Source organism: Paenilisteria newyorkensis (assembly GCF_000766145.1).
Taxonomy (GTDB): Bacteria; Bacillota; Bacilli; order Lactobacillales; family Listeriaceae; genus Listeria_A; species Listeria_A newyorkensis.
In genome coordinates, this window is the sequence record NZ_JNFB01000035.1 from 1 (window position 1) to 24,424 (window position 24,424).

Here is a 24,424-nt window from a genome sequence, read left to right on the forward strand (position 1 = left end):
TAGTTTTGTTCGGTCTTAAAACGAAGTTTTTACTCGAATAACTACTCCTTTTCACTTGACTTACTACCACTAGACTCTAAAAACAAGCAGAAAAGCTGGAACTGAGCAGCCCCAGCTTTTCGCTGACATACATAAAAACTATTTAGGTAGCATTCCCGTCATCCACTTGTAAAATGAATCGGATAACAGCGGTGTATTTTCCAGAATCCACGTAGCGACCGACGAGCCAGTAATCGCATTTTGCGCCCACTCTGCTGGAAAAATCGCGCCGATATACAGAATCAAGAAAATAACCAAGTACGTTTGTAAAACTCCTAACACTGCACCAATCAAGCCATTCACCTGACGTAAAACCGGTACCTTCGTAACGCCTTTAAACAAAGAAGCAATCATGTGCACAACGATAATCGCAACTAGGAAAATCATCAGAAAAGCAATGCTATTATAATACGCATTCTCTGTATGAAGCGCATCAAGTAGCGCATACAAATCACTCGACTTATCCAACTCTGGGTAAGGAATAAATGTAATATGCGGTGCTAACTGTTCGTAATACTTGTACGCCACAAAGAAGCTTAATAGATAACCAATCGTGATAATTAACTGGCGTAAAACACCGTTACGATAGCCGTTGACGAATCCGCCAATCAACAAAATGAGTATAATAGCATTTAAAATCAATTTATTCGCGTCCTTTAATTCGAGCCAGCTCTTTCTCCAACTCTTGATATTTTTCCTCTAATTTCAGATAATCATGTGTGGCATTAACGGCAGTCAACACAGCGAGTCTACCACTGTCTAAGGACCGATTCTGTGCACCAATCTCATGCATTTTTTCATCAACCAGACGCGCAACCAGACGAAGATGTTCGGTAGATTCTACACCAACAATCGTATATTCTCTTCCATATATTGTTGTTGTTAGCTTATTTCTAGTATTATCCGCCATCTGTCTTCCTCCTCATTAATATCCTCAGCACACATTTATCCTACTTGTACCCCATCTTATCATGAAAAGCAACCGAAGAAAAGCGCAAATGTTCTAATCTAGAACGATTTCAGTCTTAAGTATGAAACAATCCCGTGAATTATGGTAAAATAAAAAGCAATGAACCTAAAAGAAAGAAGTTGATTCCAATCGCAAACACCGTTATTCAAGCCACACCAAAACAAATCGAAGCCATGCAAAAAGCTTACTTATCTCATATGTCCGACAAAATACCACCCGGCGCAATTTTTGCTGTGAAAAAAACTGGTCTCTCTATCACCGCTTATAAATCTGGAAAAGTGATGTTCCAAGGCGCAACTGGTGAACGTGAAGCCGCTAAATGGGGCACTGCAACAACACCAAAAGCGAAGTCTACAAAAATAAGCACATCCGTCCTACCAGCAGGTTTCGCGTCAAAAAACGTTGCTGGCTCGGATGAAGTTGGTACTGGTGACTATTTCGGGCCAATGATCGTTGCGGCTTGCTATGTCGATCAGGCAATGATGCCTCTTTTGAAGCAGCTCGGTGTGAAAGATTCGAAAGCGATGACCGATCCAGAAATTTGCGAGATTGCTAAAAAAATCATCCCCGTTGTCCCGCATAGCCTCTTGCTACTGCCCAATCCTAAATACAACGAGTTACAAGCAAAAGGCATGAACCAAGGCCAGATGAAAGCCATTCTACATAATCGCGCATTAGAAAACGTCCTCAAAAAAATAGCACCTATCAAGCCTGACGCGATTCTCATCGACCAATTTGCCGAAAAGAACACCTATTATCGCTACCTTGCCAAAGAAGCCTCCGTCGTTCGTGAAGATGTTTTCTTCGCAACGAAAGCAGAAGGTCTGCATCTCTCTGTTGCCGCGGCATCGATTATTGCTAGATCCCGTTTTGTAGAAGCTTTTCATGAAATGGAGCGAGAACTCGGCTTCCAAATCCCTAAAGGCGCCAGCTCCAAAGTCGATCAAGTCGCGGCGGATATTCTAGATGCCAAAGGAGAAGAAACACTTCAACGCTACACAAAATGGCATTTCGCAAACACTGATAAAGCTCGAAAATTATTGCGAAGAAATTAAATGAATGATATCCTTACCTCGCAATGAGTTGCCAAGTAAGGATATCATTTTTATATGTTCGGAATTTGCCAATTAATCGGCGCGACGCCACTCTGCGTTAAATAATGATTCGCTTTCGAAAAGTGTCGGCATCCCATAAAACCGCGGTTCGCTGACAATGGACTTGGATGTACCGATGTTAATATCAGGTGGTTCGGATTTCGCAACAATGGCTGTTTAGATTTCGCGTTATTTCCCCACAATAAAAACACCACCGGCTCTGTCTTTTGCCCAAGTAACGAAATAATAGTATCCGTCAGCTTCTCCCAGCCTTGATTCGCATGGGAATTTGGCTTCCCTTCCCGAACCGTCAGAACAGTATTTAGCAATAATACACCCTGTTCTGCCCACGGAAGCAAATAACCATTATTCGGTATCACTAGCCCCAAATCATCCGCCAATTCTTTGTACATATTAACAAGTGACGGCGGCGTCTTGACACCCAGCTTCACAGAAAATGACATTCCATGCGCCTGCCCTGCTCCGTGATAAGGATCCTGCCCAAGAATCACAACCTTTACATCTTGATATGCCGTATATTTCAGCGCATTAAAAATATCATACATATCGGGATATACTTTCTGATTCCCATATTCGACTTTCAGAAACGCTCGTAATTTCAAATAGTAATCCTTCATAAATTCTTCTTGTAGTAATGCATCCCAATCATTTCCTAATTGAATCATGTTGTTTCCCCCCACTTATTCTTGATACCACAATTATACATGTATCACTCGAATAAATGAACCGTTTTCATACTTTTTCTGTAAATTTTTAATGCTCGATTTCGCTTCTTCATTTATGGTCGAGATTGGAACAACGCCGTTTATTGTTTGTACAAGCGGATCCACCACTCTCGTTTTTCCTCGCATATGAAAATCGTAATTCTGCTCATTTAGCTCTACCTCAACCTTCGTATGTAAAGCTGCAAGTTCCTTTTGGAGTTTCGCATCTGAAATCCCACTTAATTTCTCCATAACCTCTGCGTCTGTACCTATTTCTAAAAATTTCATGGTTACATAGTCTGAATCTAAGGTATATCGCAAAATCGCCGTCATTTTCCAGGCGCTGTATATATTTTTTTGGTTCAGTAAAACGGCATCGACATACTCTTGATATTTCTGGATATACCAAAGCGCAACATCTTCTGATTGCAACACAAACCGGCCATCCACAACAGACAGGTCATTCAAGAAAAGCGCGACTTCCTCCTCCCTCATATAGCCATATGTCCGCATATCTCTTAAAAAATAATCAATCCGATCGGCACAAAGATGAGGACTTGGCTGTTCTAGCAATTGGTACTGTGCTAGGTTATCCAACGCCAAATCAGTGGTAGCTTCTTTAAGAATTGGAGCAACATCACTATTGCGGATCGTATCTAAAAAAATATGATCATGGTAGCTTTCTGTATTGTCGCCAACGAGATAATCGATGACATGAGAAAAACTAGTATGAGAAATGTCGTGTAGTAGCCCCGCCACTTGTTCTTCTATACTGCCTCCAAAGCGCTGGATAAGCAACATTACGCCAATAGAATGCTCCAACCTCGTTACCGTCCAACCATCATGAATAAGATATGCGGCTCCAGCTTGATGAACGCCTTGAAGTCTCTGCATTGCTTTAGTTGCTATTAAATCTTGCATGACGTTATTCACTTCATACGCCCCGTACAAAATATCATTTCCAATCATTTTCGGACACCTCACCAACAAGAACTTACGTTCGTATTTTATATTAAATTATCATCCATGTCAACTAAAACGCAGACTTGAAATTCGAACTATATCCATTTGCCAAAATAAAAAACTAGCTTCATGGTTTCCCAATTCGCTAGATTTTACTCTTATCAAAAATGATAACCCTCAGTTTTTGAAAAATTGGTTTGCAAAGTCGAAATAATGCGTATCCAATCAATCCGCCACTCACATTCCATATCAAATCATCCACATCAACATATTTGAAAGCAACTTGATAAAATATGTTTTGTAGTAATTGGAGAAGTTCTATAGACACAGACAACGCAACAGCTAACAAAAACATCCTTTTCCAGCTTACTTTATACTTTGAGCATAGTGGATACAGACAGCCCAGCGGTACAAACATAATGATATTCGCCACTACTTGAAAGATACCTTGACTGACATCCATATCTCCACTATACATGTAAATTTCCCAAATAGTCGCAAAAGGGATGATATTAATTCCTGACACACCTTCTCTAAATAATCGAGTATCTTCAATTAACCTACTATTCGTCATAATTGGGAATATTGTATAGCCCACAACCCCTGATATATAAATAAACATACACGATTTAAAAATTATTTTCTCAATTGGCTCTTTCTTCCTAATCCACCGAATTAGAAAGAACGCATAGATAATAAGGGCAACAAGAAGTAGGTCTTTTGCTGTCAGCATATTTTACGCCACCTTATTTATTTTTAATAGTCCCAACACCTTTTGTTGTGTAGTTATTACTCACTTTCTCGGCTTTAATATAAAAATCAGAAGAGGCGCTTCCAACATAATATTCATGTGTCGTCGTTACACTTGCACCACCTTTTCCTTGTATACACGGTCTTACGCCATAATAATCATCTGGACCCCATCTTTCCTTAAAAAGGCTTACATCAATTTTTTCGGTTGATTTTCCTTGTCCGGAAACAGCTAATTTGAGATTAACATACCCTTTACTTAGTTTATGATATTTATTGTTTTTCGCCCCACTAACCACATTATAACTAAACGTAAAGTTTACATTTTGACTAACCGTTGCTTGTACGGTAGCTAATGGTATGGAGATAATCAAAGCTCCCGCCATTAATGAAGTTACTAATCTCCCTAATCTGTTTTTCTTCATAGAATTATTCTCCTTTTTGTTTTCTTTTTAAGCGATTACATATGTTAAATCAAGAGAAGTACTAAGTTGTTCATCCCGTATTTATTTTTCTGCTCATCATAGCCACCCTTTTTTAACATAACTCAACATTATCACACGATTTGTGTTAAATCAACATTTTATTTTACATTTGAATGGATTATTTCTTAACTCCAAAAAGACTGACCAGCTTTTTACACTGCTCAGCCTTCATTCTATTTACGATCTTTCGGGTCGATGTTTTCCTGATGATCATTTTTTCTAGTGATAAACGGCCACCAGTTTGCTTTTCCGAATAGTCGAACCATGACTGGGACGAATAGCGGTAGGACGACGAATGCATAGAGTAGCAGTCCTATGAGCACCACGGAGGCGATTTCTAGTAGGGATAGCACTCCTGCTGGCATCATCGCGGCGAATGTTCCTCCGAGAATAAGTACCGCGGAAAAGATGACGCCACCCATATTTTTCATCGTTAAAATCATGCGTTCGCGAATCGGCATGCCGTGATATTCGTTAAATCGGGTCATCAGGAAGATCGAGTAGTCGATTCCGAGTGCGACAAGTACGACAAATCCGAAGAACGGTGTTGCCCATGTTAGGCCATCATAGCCAATGATTCTGGCGAAGATGATTTCGGCAATCCCAATGGATGCGAAATACGTTAACACGAGCGACGCGATGAGATAAAGTGGCATCACGAGCGAGCGTAACACAACGACTAGGACAATGAATACGCCTGTTAGCACAAAAATTAATACTAATTGGTAATCAGCGCTGGACATGTCTCTCGTATCGTAGTTAATGCTTGTCATTCCGCCAATTCCGATGTTCGCATTTTCGAGCTTCGTGCCTTGTAAACTTGATTTTAGTTGGTCGTTTATGCCATCGATGGTGTCCATTGCTTCATCGGAGTATGGATTTTTTGTTAAAACTAAATTCAGTGAGGCTAATTTGCCATCCGACGACATGTATTGATCAAGTACTTTTTGATAGTCAGCGTTATTTAGTAATTGTTCTGGGATGTAGATGCCTGATTCGTCGTACGGTACATTGGACCAATTTTTCACGAAATCGTTGGCGTCTGTTAAGCCGGTTTGGATTTTGCCTAAGCCATCTGCGCTTTGCTTTAAGCCTGTTGTTAATTGTCCTATTTGACCTGACATTGCGGTGAATCCGGTTTGTAATTGGCCTTGTCCAGCGGCGAGTTGGGAAAGTGCGGATGAGATTTCAGGCATTTTTACCACGACTTGATCTTCGCCTGTCGCTGCTTGATTTAGGCCTGTTTCTAGCTGGGTTAAGCCGGTTTCAATTTGACCGAGGCCATTGTTGAAAGCGCCGAGTCCTTGTGTTATTTCCGCGTTTTTGGCGTTTAATTCGGCCATACTTGAGGCTAATGTTTGGATGCCTTGATTTAGAGCTGTCATTTGTTGTTTCGCTTTTGCCATTTCTTTGTCAATGCTTGCTTGGATTTGTGGCCCTAGCGCTTTCGTTGCTTGACCGAGTTTGGCAAAATCAGCCATGATCGCTTTGAAATCGGGATCGGCCATTGCGGCTGGATGGCTTGCGATGTACGCTTTTAGGGAGCCTTCCATGTTGCTGAACAAGGCGTCTAAAGCAGTTGTGTCAATCGCTGGTTTCGCTGGATTTTGGAAGCTAGATGTTTGATCGGCTACTTTTTGTAAAGCGGTTCCGATTTGGGTATAGCCTGCTTGGATTTGCTTTTGACCATCTTGTAATTTGGCGAGTTGGGCGCGTGCTTCTTGGATCCCTTTTTCTAAATCGCCTGCGCCTGATGCTCCTGCTTTAATGCCAGTCGAAATTTGGGTTAACGCGGCTTGCAGTTGGTCCACGCCATCTTTTGTTGCGACGGTTCCCGCTTGGAGCTCTCCAACGCTTTTAACCGCTTCGTTTAGCTGTGGCTCTGATTTCGCCATCTGTGAACTAGCATCGGATAAGCCTTTTTGAATTGTGCCGACGCCTTGGCCTGCCGTATCTAGACCATCGCCAACTTTGCCTGCTTGGTCTTTGATGTAGATATCATCGAGACGCTTGCCGGTTGGTCTTGAGGCACTCAGAACCATTTCGACGCCGTCCACGTGGGATAAGTCTGTCGAAATTTGTTCGAGTAGCGCCAAATATTCCGTGGTTTTCATGGAATCATCATTTTCCAAATACACGGTGGTTGGCGCGACTTGGCCTGCTCCGAAACTATCGGAAACGACGTCAAACCCTTTTTTGGATGGGTATTTGTCGCTGATTTCGTCGAGGGAGTTGAAGGATAGATTCCCTGTGTGCATGATGATTGGCGGTACGGTGATTGCGGCTACGATGAGAAGGGCGAGAAATGGTCTGGCGAACGCAAATTTGCCTGCTGCGCCCCATAACTTATTTTCTTTGTGCCCAACGTTTTTATTGAGTGGCCAAAATAGCGCCGTGCCAAGCGTTGCCATAAAAAATGGAACGATGGTAAACAGTGCGGCGAGCAACACCACAATGCCGACTGCTACAGCGACTGCCGAGCGGTATAGTTCGAATTGGACAAAGCTGAGTGACGCGAAGGCAACGAGTACCGCGATGCCGCTATAAATAACGGTTTTACCGGCTGTTCGATACGTGGCAAACACGGCTTCTTTCCCTGATAAACCATTGCCGATTTCTTCTTTAAAACGGCTCATCAGTAGAATACAGTAATCTGTTCCGATTCCAAATAGGATACAAACCATGAATATTTGGGTGTACGTCGAAACGGGGAAGTTCCATTGATCGACTAGAAACGCGACCACTGCTTGGCTGGTTAAATAGCTGACTCCAACTGTTAGTAGCGGGATAAATGGCGCCACAACGGAACGGAAAACTAATACTAATACGACTAGAATAAAGACGATGGTGATGCCTTCTGTTTTATGTAAACCGTCTTCGGAACTCTGGACAACATCTTCTTGAATCAAAGCATTACCTGTTAAATATGTGTCCACGCCTTTGATGTCCATTTTTTTATCGATATCAGTGCGGATTTCTTTGACTGGGGTGTCTCCTGCATCCACGTTGAATGTTGCGACCATCGTTTTGCCGTCTTTTGATAGGAATTTATCTTTTAGCTCTGGTTGATTGAAACTATCGACGACGCTCGTAATGTGAAGCGACTTCTTGTTTTTTTCGATATCGCTGAGTGAGTCTTCGATGTTATTTAAGTCTGTCTTTGTGAGTTTTTTATCAGATGTATAGACCGCGATGTAGGCCTGACCTTGTTTATCAGGATTATGTTTTTTCTCCATTTCGGTGGCAAGCGATGACGGATAGCCGTCTGGGAGCTTGATTTCCCCTTTTTCTCGGACTAAATCAGCCATGTTCGGCGCCGTGAAGATGAGCACCGCCATGACAACGAGCCAGGCTGCGACGATAGGCCATCTAAATTTTACAATCCATTTCATTTGATCGAATCCCCCTCTTTATTTTTCGATGACTGACTCCGTGATTTTTTTATACAACGCTAAAAACTGTTCGCTGTCTTCCTCGCCTAGAATTTCAAGCCAGTTAGACACGAGTTCTTCCAATTTCTGTTCGCACGACTGATATACCTTTTCCCCATTATCCGTTACTGTTAACCTAAATCCGCGCTTATCTTCTGCATTTTTCATGCGATGAATGAGATCCTTCTCGAATAGCCGGTTAATCTTCGCTGTGATCGCACTTTTGTGCATGCTGAGCGCCGTCGCCAGGTCGTTCGGACTAGACTCGCCATGCTCCGCTAAATAACGCAATACTAAAAATTGTTCAAATGAAATGCCCTGCTTCCCTAAAATCTGTTCCGCAATCGCATCATGTAGTTGCCGTGTCGCAAATATGTATGTTTCTTCGTAGCTTTTGATTAGTTGCCTTACTTTGTCTTTCTCCAAAAGAAGTTCACCCCCTAAACTATTTATTTACTATACCGCAAATGACCAGTAGGTGCAAAAAAACTGCTCCCCTCCAGTTGGAAAAGAACAGTTTCAATAATTATCGTACTACCGCGTCAAATTTCGTTTCAAGTGCGGTAACAATCGCTTGGTTGGCTTTCGTCACTTCTTCATCCGTCAATGTGCGTTCTGGATCAAGGAATGTGAGCGTGTAAGCCATCGATTTTTTATCTGCACCAAGTTTTTCGCCTTCAAAAATATCGAAAAGTTGGATGTTCGTTAACAGTTTGCCTGCCTGTGCTTTGATTTCATTTTCTAGCGCGGCTTGACTCACTTCTTTGTTCACTAATAAAGCGATATCGCGTGTCATGCTTGGGAACCTCGGAATCGTATGGTACGCCACTGCTTTTTTCGGTGCCGCTAAAAGTTTTGCCGCATCCAGCTCGAACACGTACGTTTCTTTCAAATCAAGCTCCGCGGCAAGAGACGGATGTATTTGCGCTAAATAACCAAGTTCTTCGCCGGCTAGTGAAATGCTCGCAGTTCTTCCAGGATGCAAATCTTGTTTTTCTGTTTGCGTCCATTCCAAAGCGGCCTCAAGTCCAAGTTTTGCAACGACACCTTCGACCATACCCTTTAATAGGAAGAAGTCGACTTTCTTCTCTTGTTTTTGCCAATCGGTTTCCCGCCAGCTTCCTGTGATAAGTCCAGCTAAATGTTCGGTTTCAAGCGGTAAATTATCGCCTTCTGTCGCATAGAAAACCGTACCTAATTCGTATAAAGCGACATTGCTATTTTTACGAGCTACGTTATAGCTTGCGGCTTTCAGAAGTTGTGGTACGATACTTGTTCGTAAATGGCTGTGCTCCTCACTCATCGGCATGGAAAGCGACACGGCTTTTTCTTCTGAAAGCGCTAATTTTGTTGCCGCTTGTTCGGTTGTTAAGGAATACGTTAACGCTTGATTCAGCCCAGCGCCTTCCAAATAGCGACGAATCGTTCTTTTAGCGGCTTGTTCGACTGTCAAATGACCCGCTGAAACGCTGTTCGGCAATGTTGATGGAATTTTATCGTAGCCATAAATACGTGCGACTTCTTCAAAAATATCCGCTTCAATCAGAATATCCCAACGGCGCGATGGAACGGTAATCGTTAACGTATCGCCATCTATAGCCAATTCAAACTGTAATTTTGCGAAAATAGCTTGTACTTCTGTCGGGCTGATTTCGGTTCCTAAAACACGATTAATCCGCGTCAGTGTTGTTTCGATCACGTTATCGGTTTTTGCGCGATTATCAACGGCCGCCAAGCCACCAACAAGCGTCCCACCTGCAAGTTCAGCGATTAACGCCGCGCCATGTTGCAACGCTTTTTCCACCTTCCAAGCGTCGCTACCTTTATCATAACGAATACTCGCTTCGGTTCTCAAATTAAGCTCACGAGACGCACGGCCAACGTAACTACTGCTAAAAATGGCACCTTCTAAGGCAACCGTCGTCGTTGTTTCGATAACCTCAGACGTTTCGCCACCCATCACGCCTGCAATCGCAATCGGATTCGTCCCGTTTGTAATCACCGCGTGCCCAGCATTCAGCGCTCGTGTTTCGCCGTCAAGCGTTACAATTTCTTCTCCATCACTAGCAAGACGAACCACAATTTCCTTACTGCCAAGTCGCGCATAGTCAAACGCATGCAACGGCTGACCGTATTTCAAACAAATATAATTCGTCACGTCAACAACATTGTTATGCGGCCGAATCCCAGCTTTCATCAGCTTCGTTTGCAGCCAAAGTGGTGATTCCCCAACGACAACGTCCTTAATAACGTGCATCCCGTAAAATGGCGTCGTGTCCGCATCCTGCACGCTCACTTGCACATATTCCGATACATCGCCTTGCGTGTCTACTTCCGGAATCGCGTCAAAAACAGGTTTTTGATCCACAATCGCGCCAACTTCATACGCCACACCCGTCATACTAAGCGCATCCGCACGGTTCGGCGTAATCGCCATATCCAAGATTGCATCATCCAAGCCAAGTAGCGCCGTCGCATCCGCGCCAACTTCCACTTCCGCCGGCAATACAAAAATCCCATCAGCCACTGCTTTCGGAATCGTTTTCCCTTCAAATCCTAACTCTTGTAGCGAGCAAATCATGCCTTCTGACACTTCTCCGCGCAATTTCGCACGCTTGATTTTCATGCCACCTGGTAATTTCGCACCAACACGAGCGACAATCACTTTTTGGCCAGCAGCAACGTTTGGCGCGCCGCAAATAATTTGAACAGGCTCCGATTCGCCAACATTCACCGTACATTTATTTAACGTATCCGCATTCGGATGTTTTTCGCATGTGATGACTTCGCCGACTACGACATTCGAGATTTCAGCGTTCAAATGCTCCACGCCTTCTATTTCAATCCCGCCACGCGTAATCCGTTCTCCTAGCTCTTCTGCTGAAACCGCCAGATTTGGAAAATATTCTTTTACCCATTGATATGATACTAACATGCCTCTTCGCCCCCTTATTCTTTCACCGAAAATTGTTTTGTAAACCGCAAATCGTTTGTGTACAGGTGACGAATATCATCCACCGCATATTTCAACATCGCGACACGCTCTGGACCCATTCCAAATGCAAAACCGCTATATTTTTTCGAGTCGATTCCTGACATTTCAAGCACATTCGGATGCACCATGCCAGAACCAAGAATTTCAATCCAACCAGTGCCTTTACACACGCGACACCCTTCACCGCCACATTTGAAACACGAAATATCCATCTCAACAGAAGGCTCCGTGAACGGGAAGAAACTTGGACGCAATCTCACATCGCGCTCTTCGCCAAACATTTTCTTCGCAAGCACCGTCAGCGTTCCTTTTAAGTCGGCTAGCGTAATATTTTCGTCCACAACCAAGCCCTCAATTTGCGTAAACTGATGGGAATGCGTCGCGTCATCGTTATCGCGGCGATACACTTTACCCGGACAAATGATTTTAATCGGGCCATTCGCAAAATCATGTTGCTCCATCACGCGCGCCTGTACAGGAGACGTTTGTGTACGCAATAACGTATTTTCCGTAATGTAAAAACTATCTTGCATATCGCGCGCTGGGTGATCTTTCGGCAAATTCAATGCCTCGAAATTGTAATAATCCTTCTCCACTTCCGGCCCCTCAGCAATCGTGTAGCCCATTCCGATAAACAAGTCCTCAATCTCTTCAATAACTTGCGTCAATAAATGCGCCGTGCCTTCTTTTACAGTCGTTCCAGGAAGCGTTACATCAATCGTTTCATTCGCAAGCTGCTTCTTGATTTCCGCTGCGCCCAATTCCTCTTGCTTCTCTTGAATCGCGCTCGTTAATTGCTCACGAACTTCATTCGCGACGGCCCCCACTTTCGGACGTTCCTCTGCAGACAATTTGCCCATCTGCTTCATAATTTCCGTCATCGGTCCCTTTTTACCTAGATACTTCACACGTAAATCGTTCAACGTCTCTAAACTTTCCACAGCCGCAATTTCCTTCACAGCCTCTTGTTTCAATTGCTCCAACTGATCTAACACACTACTTCACTCCTTATTTTTAGCCAAAATAAAAAACCTTATCCACAAAGGGACGAGGTTATAATCACGCGGTACCACCCTAATAGACAGCCCAAAAAGCCATCCACTTCATTAAAATAACGGCTTCACACCGATCTGTCTTTCATTTTCAAAAATCCCGACAGCGACTCCAGAGCTGAAATGTTCGCACATACGTATCACATGAGGTTATTTGCAGTCTAAGATAACCTCTCCCTAAAAATGAATCCGTAAAGCTACTTGTCTCCTTCAACGTCTTTAAGTATATTTAGTTGATACGTCTCATTATAGTATGTTTGGTTGGAATTATCAAGGTAAAAAAGAAATATGGCGCATAAACATTGTTATGCGCCTTCGAATCTAGCTCCAAAAGCCAACCCCTCGAAATTTTCGTGGCCTCCATAAAAGTCAAAAGCGGACTTTTACTGCGCCTCCTAACAAATAAAAGGTTGGTAGTCTCGCAATGCTCCACTGCCTATTGATTCACTAAATCAAACCAAACAACGGCTTGAAAGTTCATCAACATAGCGGGCTTCCTCAGCTTTTCAATTCAATCCAGTCTTCCGCCCACTCCTGAACTTGAATCATCACTTTCTCCAGGCCTTTACCTTTTTCAGTCAGTACATATTCAATGCGAACAGGTGTCTCTGGGTACACATGGCGCACGACGATTCCGGATTCTTCTAACTCTTTTAAGCGCTCTGCAAGGACACGATCACTCATTTGCGTAATCTCGCCTGCAATTTCCTTAAAGCGTTTCGGTCCATCCAACAAGACATTAATAATCAGACCAGTCCAACGCTTACCAAGTAGCGAAAAGGCATTCTCGAACTTCGGACACATTGTATGCGTTTCTTCTTTCATTGTTCTCACCTCTAAAATTATTATACCATATTCGGAGCTAGAAAGTAACTCATTTAAACTCACTAGCTTACAATTAATAAGCGATTAGATACATTGAAAAATACCTTATTTAAGCGTAAAATAGAGGTATCAGATAAGCTAGCGCAGGAAAACGTCATTGGAGGGATCACAAATCATGACTCAATCCAGGTATGTTGTAAAAAGTAGCGTAGCCGAAACGATGGATTTAATTAAATTATCCCAATCAGCGAACGATCTTAGCTTTGAAGAACTGCGCCAATTCGGTGAGTTCCATCAAGGGATGCTAACCTATGACCAGACATCTTTGCGTCCAGGTAATCATACCGCTTTATTCATCGTCGTGCATGATTTTAACCACGTCACCGAAGTCACGATGATTACGACAGGTGGTTCTGGTACCCTATTTAACATTGATTGGAGTACCGCAAAAGGAATTATGGGCGGTGTCAAATCCGCTTTGAAACCCGTGCTTATTAAAGAAGTGAAGATGCGCGACTAGACAAAAACAGTACGAACCTGATTTTTAGGTTCGTACTGTTTTTCTTATTTCTCAATAATAGACACTCTATCTATATGATTCAATTTTAGGTAAGAATCAATATTATAAAAATTGTAATCCCTATTTTTAGGGTTCAATACAAACGCTTTATAGTCATCTATCATTTCCAGTAATTCGATTATATTACAATGCTTTAAAATTCCAGTCTTCTGCAAGTCTTCCTCATCTTTGACACGAGTACTAAATAGTTTAGTCAAAGCAAAATATTCAATCGTAGGGATATAGACTGTGAGATTAGAAAAACGTAAGACATCCGCAAATTCTATTTCTTCTTTGGGCGGAATTTCCACAACAGTAACCTCATCAATTGAAAATTGGTCTAGCACCTTTCTAAAGCTGTTAGCATCTTCCACTTCCCGTATCATAATATCTATATCAAAAGTTTCTCGAAATTCATCTTGCAAAAGATATTTCCCTAATAAACCGCCTATTAAAATAACGCCCGCACGGACGTTATTTTTAACCATTTCTTTATTCACTTCTTCCAGCAAAGTCTGTAAATATCTATTGGGGCTATTTATCATCATACTGTCAGCTCTTCTTTTGCAACTTTATAAAGTGCATCGTTCTGAACAAGCATATTTAAGTGATTGATATATTTGTTCAGCCAATCTTCATCCCGATCCTGCTTATTTACAGTCAATAATTTACTCGGATGTAGTAAGAGCTTGCGTAAAACCTGCACTTGCTCGCGATATCTCTCCGTATTTTGAGATCCACTTCTTTGTAGATATTTCACCTGCCTATACTGAATAACCAATTTCCGATATGGGTAAACAAATCTGCTCATATCAAATCACTCCTTTCTGCATTATTCTTATTAGTTTCATTATAACACGGTTTAAACAGAACTCGCAATCCAGATAACGGCCTACTTCCTCAACCCATACATCAAAATCCCCGCCGCTACCGCAACGTTCAGCGATTCGCTGGCACCGTATATCGGTATGTACACCTTATGCGTTAGTCGTGTTTGGAGTTCTGTCTGGATACCGTTTCCTTCATTACCAACCATCAAGGCTAATGTTTCGCGCGGCTCCACGTCTTGTAATTTTGTCGCGGTATCGTCTAAAACAGCTCCAAAAATTGGCACGCCTTCTTCTTCCAAGCGCTCAATCCAATTTAACAAATTCGCTTGCAAAACTGGAATATGGAAATGGCTTCCTTGTGTCGATCGAATCACTTTTGGATTGTATAAATCCGCGCTTCCACGACCGAGAACAACGGCGTCATATCCAGCGGCATCGGCTGTACGAATCAAAGTTCCAACATTTCCTGGATCCTGCACGCCATCTAGCAACAAGAATTTCTTACCGAACAGCATCATGATTTCCGGATCTTCCATTTTCACAACGGCGAATATTCCTTGATCGGTGATGGTTTCACTTATGCTTGTCGCCACTTCTTTATTCACATAAAACATAGGGATATTCGTGATATTCCATTCTTCCGGTATCTTCACATCTGGGGCTACAATCAGCTCGGTTACTAAGCCGTCTTGGCGCAACGCCTCTTCCACAAGATGAAAGCCTTCTACCAGATAGGAAAACTCTTGTTGTCTCCCTTTTTTCGTTTGCAATTTACGCCAATTTTTGACGCGGTCGTTTTTCGTTGATTTGATCATTTCCACGATTCATCACGCTCCCATTCCTATCTATTATAGCATAATAATGCATAACTATTCGTGAAAAGCTTATTTTCAGGTTGTTTTCTTCTACGCAAAACTGGTATAATACGTTAAAGATGAAACGCACTAAAGGGGAGATTAAAAGTATTATGCAAACAAATCGGGAACAATGGACATCAAAATTAGGATTTATTTTAGCATCTGCAGGCTCTGCAATCGGATTGGGAGCTCTCTGGAAAATGCCTTACGTGACAGCAAATGCGGGCGGTGGCGCTTTCTTTCTTATTTTCGCTATCTTCACGATATTTATCGGCTTGCCCGTGTTACTTGGCGAATTTGTTATCGGTCGAAACACGCAGAGCGGAACCATTGCGGCCTATCGAAAATTAGCACCTAACACAAAATGGGATTGGACGGGGCGCATCGGTGTTCTCACGTGCTTCTTTATTCTTGCTTTTTATTGTGTGGTTGGTGGTTGGGCGATACTTTACATATGGAAAGCCGCGACCGGAGCACTTCATGGACTGTCTGTGGATGCTTTGACCGAGCTATTTGTAACGACTTCCAATGATCCACTACAGGTTATTTTGGCAACGGTCATATTCATTGCGATTAACTATTTCGTACTGCTAAAAGGGATTACGGCTGGGATTGAGCGCGCGAATCGTTGGATGATGCCTGCCTTATTTCTATTTTTGCTCATATTGATTGTGTACGCATTGACCTTGCCGAACGCGATGGATGGTGTCTCTTACTTTTTACAGCCGAAGTTTGAGGATTTGTCTTCCGATGGGATTTTGCAGGCGCTTGGACAGAGCTTCTTTTCGCTGGCAGTCGGCGTTGGTGGGATGATCACGTATGCTTCCTACTTAAAACGCGATGTATTCTTGCCGAGTAGCGCGCTGACGATTGCCTTGATGAACTTGCTCGTTTCTTTATTCGCTGGACTTGCGATATTTCCAGCTGCTTTCTCATTCAGAATCGAGCCACAAGCAGGACCTGGACTCTTATTTATCGTCTTACCAGCGATTTTCAACCAAGTCCCGTTCGGCATTGTGCTCCTACTATTATTCTTAGTTTTATTCCTATTCGCGGCACTGACATCCAGCTTCAACTTGTTCGAAGTGCCAGTCACAGCCTTCCTCGAAAAACGACCAGAAGCCAGAAAACGCGTACTTCTCATCGTTGTTGCGATTGTAACGTTGCTTGCTGTCCCAACGTCACTAAGTACTGGCGTTCTAGCCGACGTCACACTTTTCGGGAAAAATTTATTCGGTATTGCGGACTATCTTGCATCGAATATCTTACTCCCAATTGGCGCTTTCTTAATCGCTATCTTTGTCGGATTTCGGATGCCACGCCAAGTTTTACTGGATGAAATTACATCAGGCGGAGCGTTTCGATTCAAACTTTTCGCGGCTTGGTTATTGATTTTAAAATATGTATGCCCTATCGCGATTTTCCTTGTATTCTTACAGCAGTTAGGTATCCTATAAACGCAAAAACGATGATGCGCAATCTTGGCATCATCGTTTTTCTATTAAAGAGTCGTAAAAACTTCTTGAATTGCTTTTTCTACATTGTCTGCATGGTAGTCGAGCACGTCTAGCGCCTCGATTGGATTTACGTAAAGCGCTCGTGTTAATAGTTCTGTGTAGGCTACTGGTTCAAAACCTGCCTCGCGACCTGCTAGCTCAATCTCATGCGCCTCTTTCCTTGCTACTGCTTGAAATTCGCGCAATGTTAACGTCTTAATTTTGATATCTGATTGCAACGCGCGTTTGGCTTGCATCAAGAAAGCCTCGTTTGAGATATTGCGCCAACCTAGCGTATAGCTTTTAGGCACGACATCCTCACTCGCCGCTCCAACAAGCGCCTGACCGACCTGTTTTGCCGTCATATAGCACGAACCACCTGTCGCCTTGTTATGATGATCAACGTAAAGCGGAAACTCCCTGCGTTGCAAGCGTTTGGCGTACGTTTGCCAAGCAGAAACACGACCAGGAACTAGCCCCACGACATAAGGTAAGCGCAGCGCAATCGTTTCCAAGCCATTCCCGTTCTCAGCCAACAGACGCATCTCCTGCTCCACACTTGCATAAATATACGGATGAAGCTCTGTCAACTGCATATCAGGCCACAGCGCATGAAAATAATTATAAAACGATGTACAGAGAATAAATCGAGATACCCCAGCCTGTCGCGCAAGTTGCGCCAAATGTTGCACAGGCTCCACATTCGCCTGAAAGAAAAACGCTTTCGCCGGCTTTTTCGGAATATAATGCGCGTTTACCCCACCTGCAAAGATAAAAATATCCTGCCCTTTTAAAAATTTCACAATCTCAGCATCAGACATCTCATTTATATCACCAAAATGATGTTTTGCACGCGCGTCTAGAACGCCATCTTCCGGTACCGGCGGCAAGGAGAATGTCGTCACGCGATAGTCCTCCGTGTCTAGAAACGCTTTTGTTGCGGCGTAACCAATCAAACCTGTTCCGCCAAGAATACATACGGATTTCACTGTTGTAAACCCTCCCAGCTCATCTGTTGTGATGCTAGCTTTTCTTAACCTAAACGAATCTCTTTTACTTTATCCGCATCTAAACGTTTCACAACTTCCGTAATCAGTTTCACCGCATTTGTAAAATCATCACGGTGTAACATGGATGTATGTGAGTGAATATAACGCGTCGCAATCGTGATTGAAAGCGATGGAATCCCATTTCCAGTCAAATGAATCGCACCTGAATCCGTTCCACCAGCAGCAATCGCCTCGAATTGATAAGGAATCTCCAGTTCATCCGCCACATCTGTCACAAAATTCCGCAATGGCGCATGACTGATCATCGACGCATCATAAATAATAATCTGCGGACCCTCACCCATTTTGCTGACTGCTTCTTTCGCCGTCACGCCTGGTGTATCGCCTGCAATCCCAACATCGACACCAAAGGCGATATCCGGCATAATTTGGTGCGCCGACGTTTTAGCACCACGCAAGCCGACCTCTTCTTGCACAGTTCCAACACCATAGACGATATTCGGGTGTTTTTCGCCTTGTAGGTTGCGCAACACTTCAATCGCGATCGCAAGGCCAATCCGGTTATCCCACGCTTTCGCAAGGAGATATTTCTCATTTTTCATCACGGTAAATTCGAACGCAGGAACGATCATATCGCCAGGTTTAATGTCCCAACTCACGACCTCCTCTTTATCCGCCGCACCAACATCGATAAACATATCTTTAATGTCAAAAGCCTTTTGACGCTCGGCTGCACTCATCAAATGTGGCGGCTTCGAACCGATAACCCCTGTAATTTCTTCTCCAGAACGCGTCACAATCGTTACACGCTGCGCTAACATCACGGAACTAACCCAGCCACCGATTGTTTGGAATTTGATAAAACCTTTGTCATCGATTTGAGTCACCATGAATCCAACTTCGTCTAGATGACCCGCAATCATGATTTTTGGACCGTTCGCGTCTCCTGTTTTTGTTGCAATCGCACTGCCAAGTCCGTCCGTTTCAAACGTGTCTGCAAGTGGCTCTATGTAATCCTTGAAGACCTCGCGCACCGAACGCTCATTTCCTGATATTCCTTTCGCGTCAGTAAGCTCTTTCAACATCTCTAACTGTTTATCCATCTTTCGTTCCTCCTCGAAATTACATCTTTTCCTTCTATAGTATACGCGATTTTTTCTGGCAAAACCACTTCTAGGCATAAAAATAAGCGGCGAACAAGAATCAAATTCTCTGTTCACCGCTTATGCAATGTGTCTTATTTAGCTAACGCGTCTTTTGCTTGTGTCGCGATTTGCGTGAAAGCTGCTTCATCGTGCACCGCAAGATCTGCTAGCATTTTACGGTTCATGTCAATACCGGCTAATTTCAAACCGTGCATGAATTTGCTGTAAGAAAGATCATTCAAACGAGCTGCCGCATTGATACGTGCAATCCATAATTTACGGAAATCACGTTTCTTTTGACGACGATCCCGGTAAGCGTATTGGTAAGATTTCATTACCGCTTGGTTTGCTACTTTATATAGTGTATGCTTCGAGCCGTAATAGCCCTTCGCTAATTTAATTACTTTTCTCCGACGTTTGCGTGTTACTGTTCCGCCTTTTACGCGTGGCATATAAATTACCTCCTAATGGGTTTTCACAAAAATAGATTCTGTGTTTTTCCGAATTAAAACTTGCTTATTTCATTTTAGCGACCATTTGGCGAATACGCTTGAAGTCACCTTTTGAAACTAACGCACTTTTACGTAGTTTACGTTTTTGTTTTTGAGATTTGTTTGCGAACATATGACTTGTGTAACCGTGCGAACGTTTTAATTTACCAGAACCTGTTCTTTTGAAACGCTTAGCAGAGCCACGGTGAGTTTTCATTTTTGGCATGAATTTTTCCTCCTCAGAACTTTACTTCTCTTGAATTGGCGCTAGGACTAAGAACATTGAACGTCCGTCCATTTTTGGTCTTTGCTCAATTGTACAAAGGTCTTCGCACTCTTTTGCAAAACGGTCAAGCACCTTTTGACCGATTTCTTTATGGGTAATCGCACGCCCTTTAAAGCGGATAGAGCATTTTACTTTATCGCCTTTTTCAAGGAACTTGCGCGCGTTACGTAGTTTCGTATCGAAATCGTGTTCGTCAATCGTAGGACTTAAACGAACTTCCTTCATTACGATGATTTTTTGATTCTTGCGAGCTTCTTTGTCCTTCTTCTGTTGCTCGAAGCGGAATTTACCATAGTCCATAATACGAGCTACTGGCGGTTTCGCTGTCGGTGCAACTAGAACAACATCCAAATTGGCTTTCTCCGCAATTTCAAGTGCTTCAGCTTTTGTTTTGACACCAAGCTGTTCGCCGTCTTGATCAATCAATCTTAATTCACGTGCACGAATCCCATCGTTTACCAACATGTCTTTGCTAATGGTGAGCCACCTCCATAAATTATTACTCATAACAAGTGAAAGTACGCATAAAAAAAGCGCCGGTTTCATTACAAACCCGCACATCAGAAAATTCACATACGTCATACGTGAATTATAATTCCAATTCTTTGCCTGCAAAAATACATTTACGAGGCGAGAAGCGGGATGCTCCTTCTTTCTTGTCATTCATTAACCAGAAGTTATTGTACCACGGCTAGACTGCATATGTCAAATCACCTACTCATTCGACTACGAGATTTATCATATCAAAGTTTCGTGTGCTTTTCAAGGACTTTCTGAAACTTTTTCAAATTCCCGGCTAGGCGAACAAGATTTTGAATGGGCTGTGGATTGTTTGTTGCATGATTTGCGTCATGATTTCGTCTTTTTCAAGCTGAGAGATTGGCGTGATTTCGTCCGCTTTATGCCAGTTTTGAATCGATGTTGGGTCTGCGATGAAGCCTCCGCGGACGAGTTCACCGTTTAGTTGGAAGTGTTGACCTAATTGGTTTTCGACGGTGATGTGGTTGTTGTGCCCTGTTAATATATACATTTTATTTCTCTCCTCCGCCTAAGATATGTAAAAATGTGTATTCCATGATATAATTGTACTAGCTTTTATAATGAATAAGGAGGCCTTACATAGCACTTTTCGAAAATAGATTGAAATAGGGAGCGAATAAAAATGGAACAAGACCAATTTACCGCAAATGTAAAAGTACTTGGAGACCGTATCACGCAACTGAAAGAATCAATTATCACAGAAGAAGCTACGAAAACCTCATTGATTATGCCATTTTTTCAAATACTTGGTTATGATGTTTTTAACCCTCTTGAGTTCACACCAGAATTTATTGCAGATGTAGGCATAAAGAAAGGTGAAAAAGTTGACTATGCTATTTTGGCTGACGGTAAACCATTAATTTTAATCGAAGCAAAGTCTATTAATGAGAAACTTAAAAAACATGATTCGCAACTTTTCAGGTATTTCGGTACAACATCGGCAAAATTCGGGATACTGACAAATGGTGACGAATATCGTATTTATACAGATTTGGAAGCGCCTAACAAAATGGATCCTACACCTTTCTTCACGTTCTCACTCACTGATTTACAAGATGTACAGATTCCTGAAATCATTAAATTTCATAAAGAAAATTTCGATGTTGAAGCGATTGCTAAAAATGCCTCCGATTTAAAATATTTAGGTCACATAAAAAAATTCATCGAGCAAGAAATTGATAATCCAAGTGAAGAGTTTGTAAAATTCGTCATTAATGAGGTCTATGAGGGTATGAAAACAAAAGCCGTTATTGATAAGTTTACACCTGTCGTAAGGCGCGGTTTCCGTCAATATATTTCTGACCAAGTCAACAACAAGCTGAGTGCCGCACTAAACAATAACGTTAGTTCTTCCGTAGAGGTAGAGGAAATTTTGCAAGATTCCTTAGCAGAAGAAGTTGAAATTGAAACAACACACGAGGAACTCGAAGCATTCACAACTGTAAAACTCCTTTTAAAAGATAAAATTGATACAAGCCGTATTTTCTTTAGAGATAATCGTTCGTATTTCAATATTATACTAGACGATAATATCCGCAAATGGATACTTAGATTACATGTAAACAATAGTCGGAAGTTCATCACGTTAAATGATGAAGCGAAGACAACCATTGATATCAATGAGGTTCTGGATATATATAATCATGCGGATAAAATTATTCCAATACTGGATAACTACCAATAACCATAATATGCAAGGCTTGAATCTCATAAAACGGATTTAAGCCTTTTCTTGTCATTTCTCCCAGTTTAGTTCCCAACTAAATCCAAATTTATCGATAACCTTCGCGTGTACGGCGCCCCAGAAAGCTTCTTGGAGTTCCATTTCGATTGTGCCTTCTTCGGCAAGCGCTGTGTAGATATTGGTAATCTCCTCTTCCGAATCAAATTCTAAACCTAACATGACACTGTTTCCTTCTGTGACAGGCGTTTGGAAAATATCATTGAGATAGAGCGCCAAATTTTCGTTAATGACGATTTCTGCGTGGAGGACTTTATTCGGATATTGTTCAAAACCAGGAATGCCATCTGACATTTGAAAATTTTTAATTTCCCCTCCAAAAATGGCGTGATAATAGTCTACCGCTTCTTTACAGTGGTCCGTTGTTAAATAAGGAATGAGCTTTTTCATCGTTTCGACTTCCTTCCATTATTTGATAGTATCAGAATACGCGATTGGTTCTTTTTTGCAAGCGATACATAAAAAGACGATCAGCGCGATGCCGACCGTCTTTTTATAATTAACGAATTTCTTTAATACGAGCTGCTTTACCACGTAGATCACGTAGGTAATACAATTTCGCACGACGTACTTTACCACGACGTAATACTTCTAATTTAGCGATACGCGGTGTGTGTACAGGGAATGTACGCTCAACGCCAACACTATAAGAGATTTTACGAACTGTGAAAGTTTCGCTGATTCCTGCTCCACGGCGTTTGATTACAACACCTTCAAAAAGCTGAATACGTTCGCGAGTTCCCTCGACAACCTTCACGTGAAGGCGAACAGTATCACCAGGACGGAAGCTAGGTACGTCTGGATTTAATTGACTTTTAGTAATTTCATTGATTAACAAATTCATTACATTTCATCTCCTTCCAACAGACATTCTTTCATTCAACATATGTAATGAAGCGGAACATCGTTATAAAACTGGATCTGTCCAGTTACTAATCTAATTTATCACATTTATCATGGTGTGTAAAGGGTTTTTTCTTGATGGCTAAAATATGGTATGATGATGCTATCTATTCCAAGAAGAAAGGACGTGTTCCAAAGATGAAATCGGTGACGCAAAATAACCTCACACAACTCACCACATTGCCATTCCTATTTCCGGTAAACTGTTATTTGATGAAAGATGAAGATTTCCTCACGCTGATTGATACAGCCTTGCCGATGAGCGCTAACAAAATTTTAAAGCAAATAGCAGCCATTGGTTTACCGCTCCGATATATCGTTTTAACACACGCACACGGCGATCATATTGGGTCGCTACAGACGATTGCAGAAGCTCATCCTGATGCGAAAATTATGATTTCTGACCGCGAATTACAGTTAATCAAAAATCCTGTGCCGTACGCGTTTGAAGCGCAGAAACCAATCAAAGGTTCCTATCCGAAAACATTCCCTGTCAACGTTGACAAAACAATCGTAGAAGGCGATATGATTGGCTCCTTATCTGTGATTGAGACGCCTGGTCATACACCTGGATCCGTTTCCTTTTTTGATAATCGGACGAAAGCTGTCATTGTTGGTGATTTACTACAAACACAGGGCGGCATCGCAGTCGCAGGCGATACGCGTCCACTCTTCCCTTTCCCGACGATGGGCACGTGGGATTTGGAAGCTGGTATTGCTTCCACGGAGAAAATAATGCTACATAATCCGCGCATTCTCGCTGTTGGACATGGAAAAATGATTCTGGATCCGATGCCGTTCCTCGAAAAAGCAGTGACGCGCGCGAAAAAACGCCTCAACTAAACACGAAAGGAGAACCATCACGCATTGGCTCTCCTTCGTTTTTTCTATTAAAATCTCGTAATTTTCGTCATGACTACCGTGCCATAACCGACTTGACTCATGAGTAATTTGCCATCTTCTTCTCGAATGAACTGCTCCTCGAAATGGCAGTTAAGTACCGCATCTCCGCCGAGCTCGTGGGCCTGTTCTTGCAAACCTCGAACGATCCCTGAGAAATCAGATGTCGCGGCCCAGCCTACTTTCGCCTCCGCTTGCACGTAATTACGAACAAAAACAACCTGCACAACATCATGGTTTACCGCTGTCGGGCCAGTCGATACAAGCACCGATTCCACGTCACGATTCAATACATCATCGCGATTTTCAGCCTCTTCATTTTTAAAAATCCCCATGC

General features: G+C 42.5%; 28 protein-coding genes and 2 other annotated features. Of the genes, 5 read left to right on the forward strand and 23 right to left on the reverse strand.

The genetic code is table 11. From position 1 onward, the window contains the following. Positions 1–138 precede the first annotated feature (138 nt). Together EP58_RS10680 and zapA are read right to left on the reverse strand one after the other, a co-directional pair. Positions 139–681 carry a CvpA family protein gene (locus EP58_RS10680; RefSeq protein ID WP_036093279.1) on the reverse strand — a complete coding sequence of 181 codons (543 nt, stop codon included), beginning with the start codon at positions 679–681 and terminating at the stop codon, positions 139–141. Between the two features lies 1 nt (position 682). After that, positions 683–949: a cell division protein ZapA gene (gene zapA, locus EP58_RS10685; RefSeq protein ID WP_036077066.1), complete on the reverse strand. Its 267-nt coding sequence runs from the start codon at positions 947–949 to the stop codon at positions 683–685. Between the two features lie 188 nt (positions 950–1,137). Between zapA and rnhC the strand changes: the two genes are divergently transcribed. Continuing rightward, a complete protein-coding gene (gene rnhC / locus EP58_RS10690; RefSeq protein WP_077917911.1) occupies positions 1,138–2,064 on the forward strand; it encodes a ribonuclease HIII in 927 nt (308 codons plus the stop codon). Between the two features lie 50 nt (positions 2,065–2,114). On the opposite strand, the gene EP58_RS10695 is transcribed toward rnhC, so the two are convergent. From EP58_RS10695 to EP58_RS10735, 9 genes are all read right to left on the reverse strand, one after another. Beyond that, a complete protein-coding gene (locus EP58_RS10695; RefSeq protein ID WP_036093281.1) occupies positions 2,115–2,789 on the reverse strand; it encodes a uracil-DNA glycosylase in 675 nt (224 codons plus the stop codon). 33 nt (positions 2,790–2,822) lie between these two features. Next, positions 2,823–3,797 (reverse strand): HD domain-containing protein, encoded by a 975-nt coding sequence (locus EP58_RS10700; protein ID WP_036093283.1) that lies wholly within the window; start codon positions 3,795–3,797, stop codon positions 2,823–2,825. Positions 3,798–3,936: 139 nt separating this feature from the next. Next, complete coding sequence (locus EP58_RS10705) at positions 3,937–4,524, reverse strand: VanZ family protein (RefSeq protein WP_036093285.1); 588 nt, start codon at positions 4,522–4,524, stop codon at positions 3,937–3,939. A 13-nt stretch (positions 4,525–4,537) separates the two neighbouring features. After that, positions 4,538–4,966, reverse strand: coding sequence for a hypothetical protein (locus EP58_RS10710; protein ID WP_036093286.1), 429 nt, complete (start codon positions 4,964–4,966; stop codon positions 4,538–4,540). Positions 4,967–5,199: 233 nt separating this feature from the next. Next, entirely contained in the window at positions 5,200–8,418 is a 3,219-nt protein-coding gene (locus tag EP58_RS10715) for an MMPL family transporter (protein WP_036093288.1), read from the reverse strand. A gap of 18 nt (positions 8,419–8,436) precedes the next feature. After that, positions 8,437–8,883, reverse strand: a complete 447-nt coding sequence (locus EP58_RS10720) for a MarR family winged helix-turn-helix transcriptional regulator (RefSeq protein WP_036093290.1) — start codon at positions 8,881–8,883, stop codon at positions 8,437–8,439. 100 nt (positions 8,884–8,983) lie between these two features. Beyond that, the gene (gene pheT, locus EP58_RS10725) at positions 8,984–11,392 is read right to left on the reverse strand and encodes a phenylalanine--tRNA ligase subunit beta (RefSeq protein WP_036093291.1); all 2,409 of its coding nucleotides are present in this window, start codon (positions 11,390–11,392) and stop codon (positions 8,984–8,986) included. Positions 11,393–11,406: 14 nt separating this feature from the next. Then, positions 11,407–12,447 carry a phenylalanine--tRNA ligase subunit alpha gene (gene pheS / locus EP58_RS10730; RefSeq protein WP_036093293.1) on the reverse strand — a complete coding sequence of 347 codons (1,041 nt, stop codon included), beginning with the start codon at positions 12,445–12,447 and terminating at the stop codon, positions 11,407–11,409. Positions 12,448–12,492: 45 nt separating this feature from the next. After that, positions 12,493–12,727, reverse strand: a binding site (T-box leader). A 275-nt stretch (positions 12,728–13,002) separates the two neighbouring features. Continuing rightward, complete coding sequence (locus tag EP58_RS10735; RefSeq protein WP_036064644.1) at positions 13,003–13,329, reverse strand: winged helix-turn-helix transcriptional regulator; 327 nt, start codon at positions 13,327–13,329, stop codon at positions 13,003–13,005. Positions 13,330–13,504: 175 nt separating this feature from the next. Between EP58_RS10735 and EP58_RS10740 the strand changes: the two genes are divergently transcribed. Continuing rightward, on the forward strand, positions 13,505–13,849 hold the full coding sequence (locus EP58_RS10740) for a DUF6054 family protein (RefSeq protein ID WP_036093295.1): 345 nt from the start codon (positions 13,505–13,507) through the stop codon (positions 13,847–13,849). A gap of 44 nt (positions 13,850–13,893) precedes the next feature. Here the strand turns inward: EP58_RS10740 and EP58_RS10745 are convergent, their stop codons facing one another. The 3 genes from EP58_RS10745 to EP58_RS10755 all read right to left on the reverse strand — a co-directional run bounded on the left by EP58_RS10745 (position 13,894) and on the right by EP58_RS10755 (position 15,539). Continuing rightward, complete coding sequence (locus EP58_RS10745; RefSeq protein WP_036093297.1) at positions 13,894–14,436, reverse strand: DUF6036 family nucleotidyltransferase; 543 nt, start codon at positions 14,434–14,436, stop codon at positions 13,894–13,896. After that, the gene (locus EP58_RS10750; RefSeq protein ID WP_036093298.1) at positions 14,433–14,699 is read right to left on the reverse strand and encodes a hypothetical protein; all 267 of its coding nucleotides are present in this window, start codon (positions 14,697–14,699) and stop codon (positions 14,433–14,435) included. The genes EP58_RS10745 and EP58_RS10750 overlap by 4 nt, the downstream gene beginning before the upstream one ends. Before the next feature lie 81 nt (positions 14,700–14,780). Next, entirely contained in the window at positions 14,781–15,539 is a 759-nt protein-coding gene (locus tag EP58_RS10755) for a TrmH family RNA methyltransferase (RefSeq protein WP_036093300.1), read from the reverse strand. Between the two features lie 146 nt (positions 15,540–15,685). Between EP58_RS10755 and EP58_RS10760 the strand changes: the two genes are divergently transcribed. Next, the gene (locus tag EP58_RS10760; protein WP_036093302.1) at positions 15,686–17,032 is read left to right on the forward strand and encodes a sodium-dependent transporter; all 1,347 of its coding nucleotides are present in this window, start codon (positions 15,686–15,688) and stop codon (positions 17,030–17,032) included. Between the two features lie 44 nt (positions 17,033–17,076). Here the strand turns inward: EP58_RS10760 and EP58_RS10765 are convergent, their stop codons facing one another. The 6 genes from EP58_RS10765 to EP58_RS10790 all read right to left on the reverse strand — a co-directional run bounded on the left by EP58_RS10765 (position 17,077) and on the right by EP58_RS10790 (position 21,033). Continuing rightward, entirely contained in the window at positions 17,077–18,060 is a 984-nt protein-coding gene (locus EP58_RS10765; protein WP_036093304.1) for an NAD-dependent epimerase/dehydratase family protein, read from the reverse strand. A 44-nt stretch (positions 18,061–18,104) separates the two neighbouring features. Next, positions 18,105–19,184, reverse strand: a complete 1,080-nt coding sequence (locus EP58_RS10770; protein ID WP_036093306.1) for a M42 family metallopeptidase — start codon at positions 19,182–19,184, stop codon at positions 18,105–18,107. Between the two features lie 134 nt (positions 19,185–19,318). Beyond that, positions 19,319–19,678, reverse strand: a complete 360-nt coding sequence (gene rplT, locus EP58_RS10775; protein ID WP_036062116.1) for a 50S ribosomal protein L20 — start codon at positions 19,676–19,678, stop codon at positions 19,319–19,321. Positions 19,679–19,742: 64 nt separating this feature from the next. After that, positions 19,743–19,943, reverse strand: coding sequence for a 50S ribosomal protein L35 (gene rpmI, locus EP58_RS10780; RefSeq protein ID WP_036064633.1), 201 nt, complete (start codon positions 19,941–19,943; stop codon positions 19,743–19,745). Positions 19,944–19,964: 21 nt separating this feature from the next. Continuing rightward, positions 19,965–20,480, reverse strand: a complete 516-nt coding sequence (gene infC, locus EP58_RS10785; RefSeq protein ID WP_103035007.1) for a translation initiation factor IF-3 — start codon at positions 20,478–20,480, stop codon at positions 19,965–19,967. A 44-nt stretch (positions 20,481–20,524) separates the two neighbouring features. Next, positions 20,525–20,663, reverse strand: a sequence feature (ribosomal protein L20 leader region). Positions 20,664–20,799: 136 nt separating this feature from the next. After that, positions 20,800–21,033, reverse strand: a complete 234-nt coding sequence (locus tag EP58_RS10790) for a hypothetical protein (protein WP_036093307.1) — start codon at positions 21,031–21,033, stop codon at positions 20,800–20,802. A 132-nt stretch (positions 21,034–21,165) separates the two neighbouring features. On the opposite strand from EP58_RS10790, the gene EP58_RS10795 reads away from it, so the two are divergent. Further along, complete coding sequence (locus EP58_RS10795; RefSeq protein WP_036093310.1) at positions 21,166–22,227, forward strand: type I restriction endonuclease; 1,062 nt, start codon at positions 21,166–21,168, stop codon at positions 22,225–22,227. A gap of 51 nt (positions 22,228–22,278) precedes the next feature. Here the strand turns inward: EP58_RS10795 and EP58_RS10800 are convergent, their stop codons facing one another. Continuing rightward, positions 22,279–22,674 (reverse strand): VOC family protein, encoded by a 396-nt coding sequence (locus EP58_RS10800; protein ID WP_036093312.1) that lies wholly within the window; start codon positions 22,672–22,674, stop codon positions 22,279–22,281. Between the two features lie 109 nt (positions 22,675–22,783). Continuing rightward, complete coding sequence (rplS, locus tag EP58_RS10805; RefSeq protein WP_036064629.1) at positions 22,784–23,128, reverse strand: 50S ribosomal protein L19; 345 nt, start codon at positions 23,126–23,128, stop codon at positions 22,784–22,786. A 137-nt stretch (positions 23,129–23,265) separates the two neighbouring features. Between rplS and EP58_RS10810 the strand changes: the two genes are divergently transcribed. Then, positions 23,266–24,030: an MBL fold metallo-hydrolase gene (locus EP58_RS10810; protein WP_241481017.1), complete on the forward strand. Its 765-nt coding sequence runs from the start codon at positions 23,266–23,268 to the stop codon at positions 24,028–24,030. Between the two features lie 47 nt (positions 24,031–24,077). Here the strand turns inward: EP58_RS10810 and EP58_RS10815 are convergent, their stop codons facing one another. Next, positions 24,078–24,422: a hypothetical protein gene (locus EP58_RS10815; RefSeq protein WP_036077031.1), complete on the reverse strand. Its 345-nt coding sequence runs from the start codon at positions 24,420–24,422 to the stop codon at positions 24,078–24,080. Between the last annotated feature and the right edge of the window lie 2 nt (positions 24,423–24,424).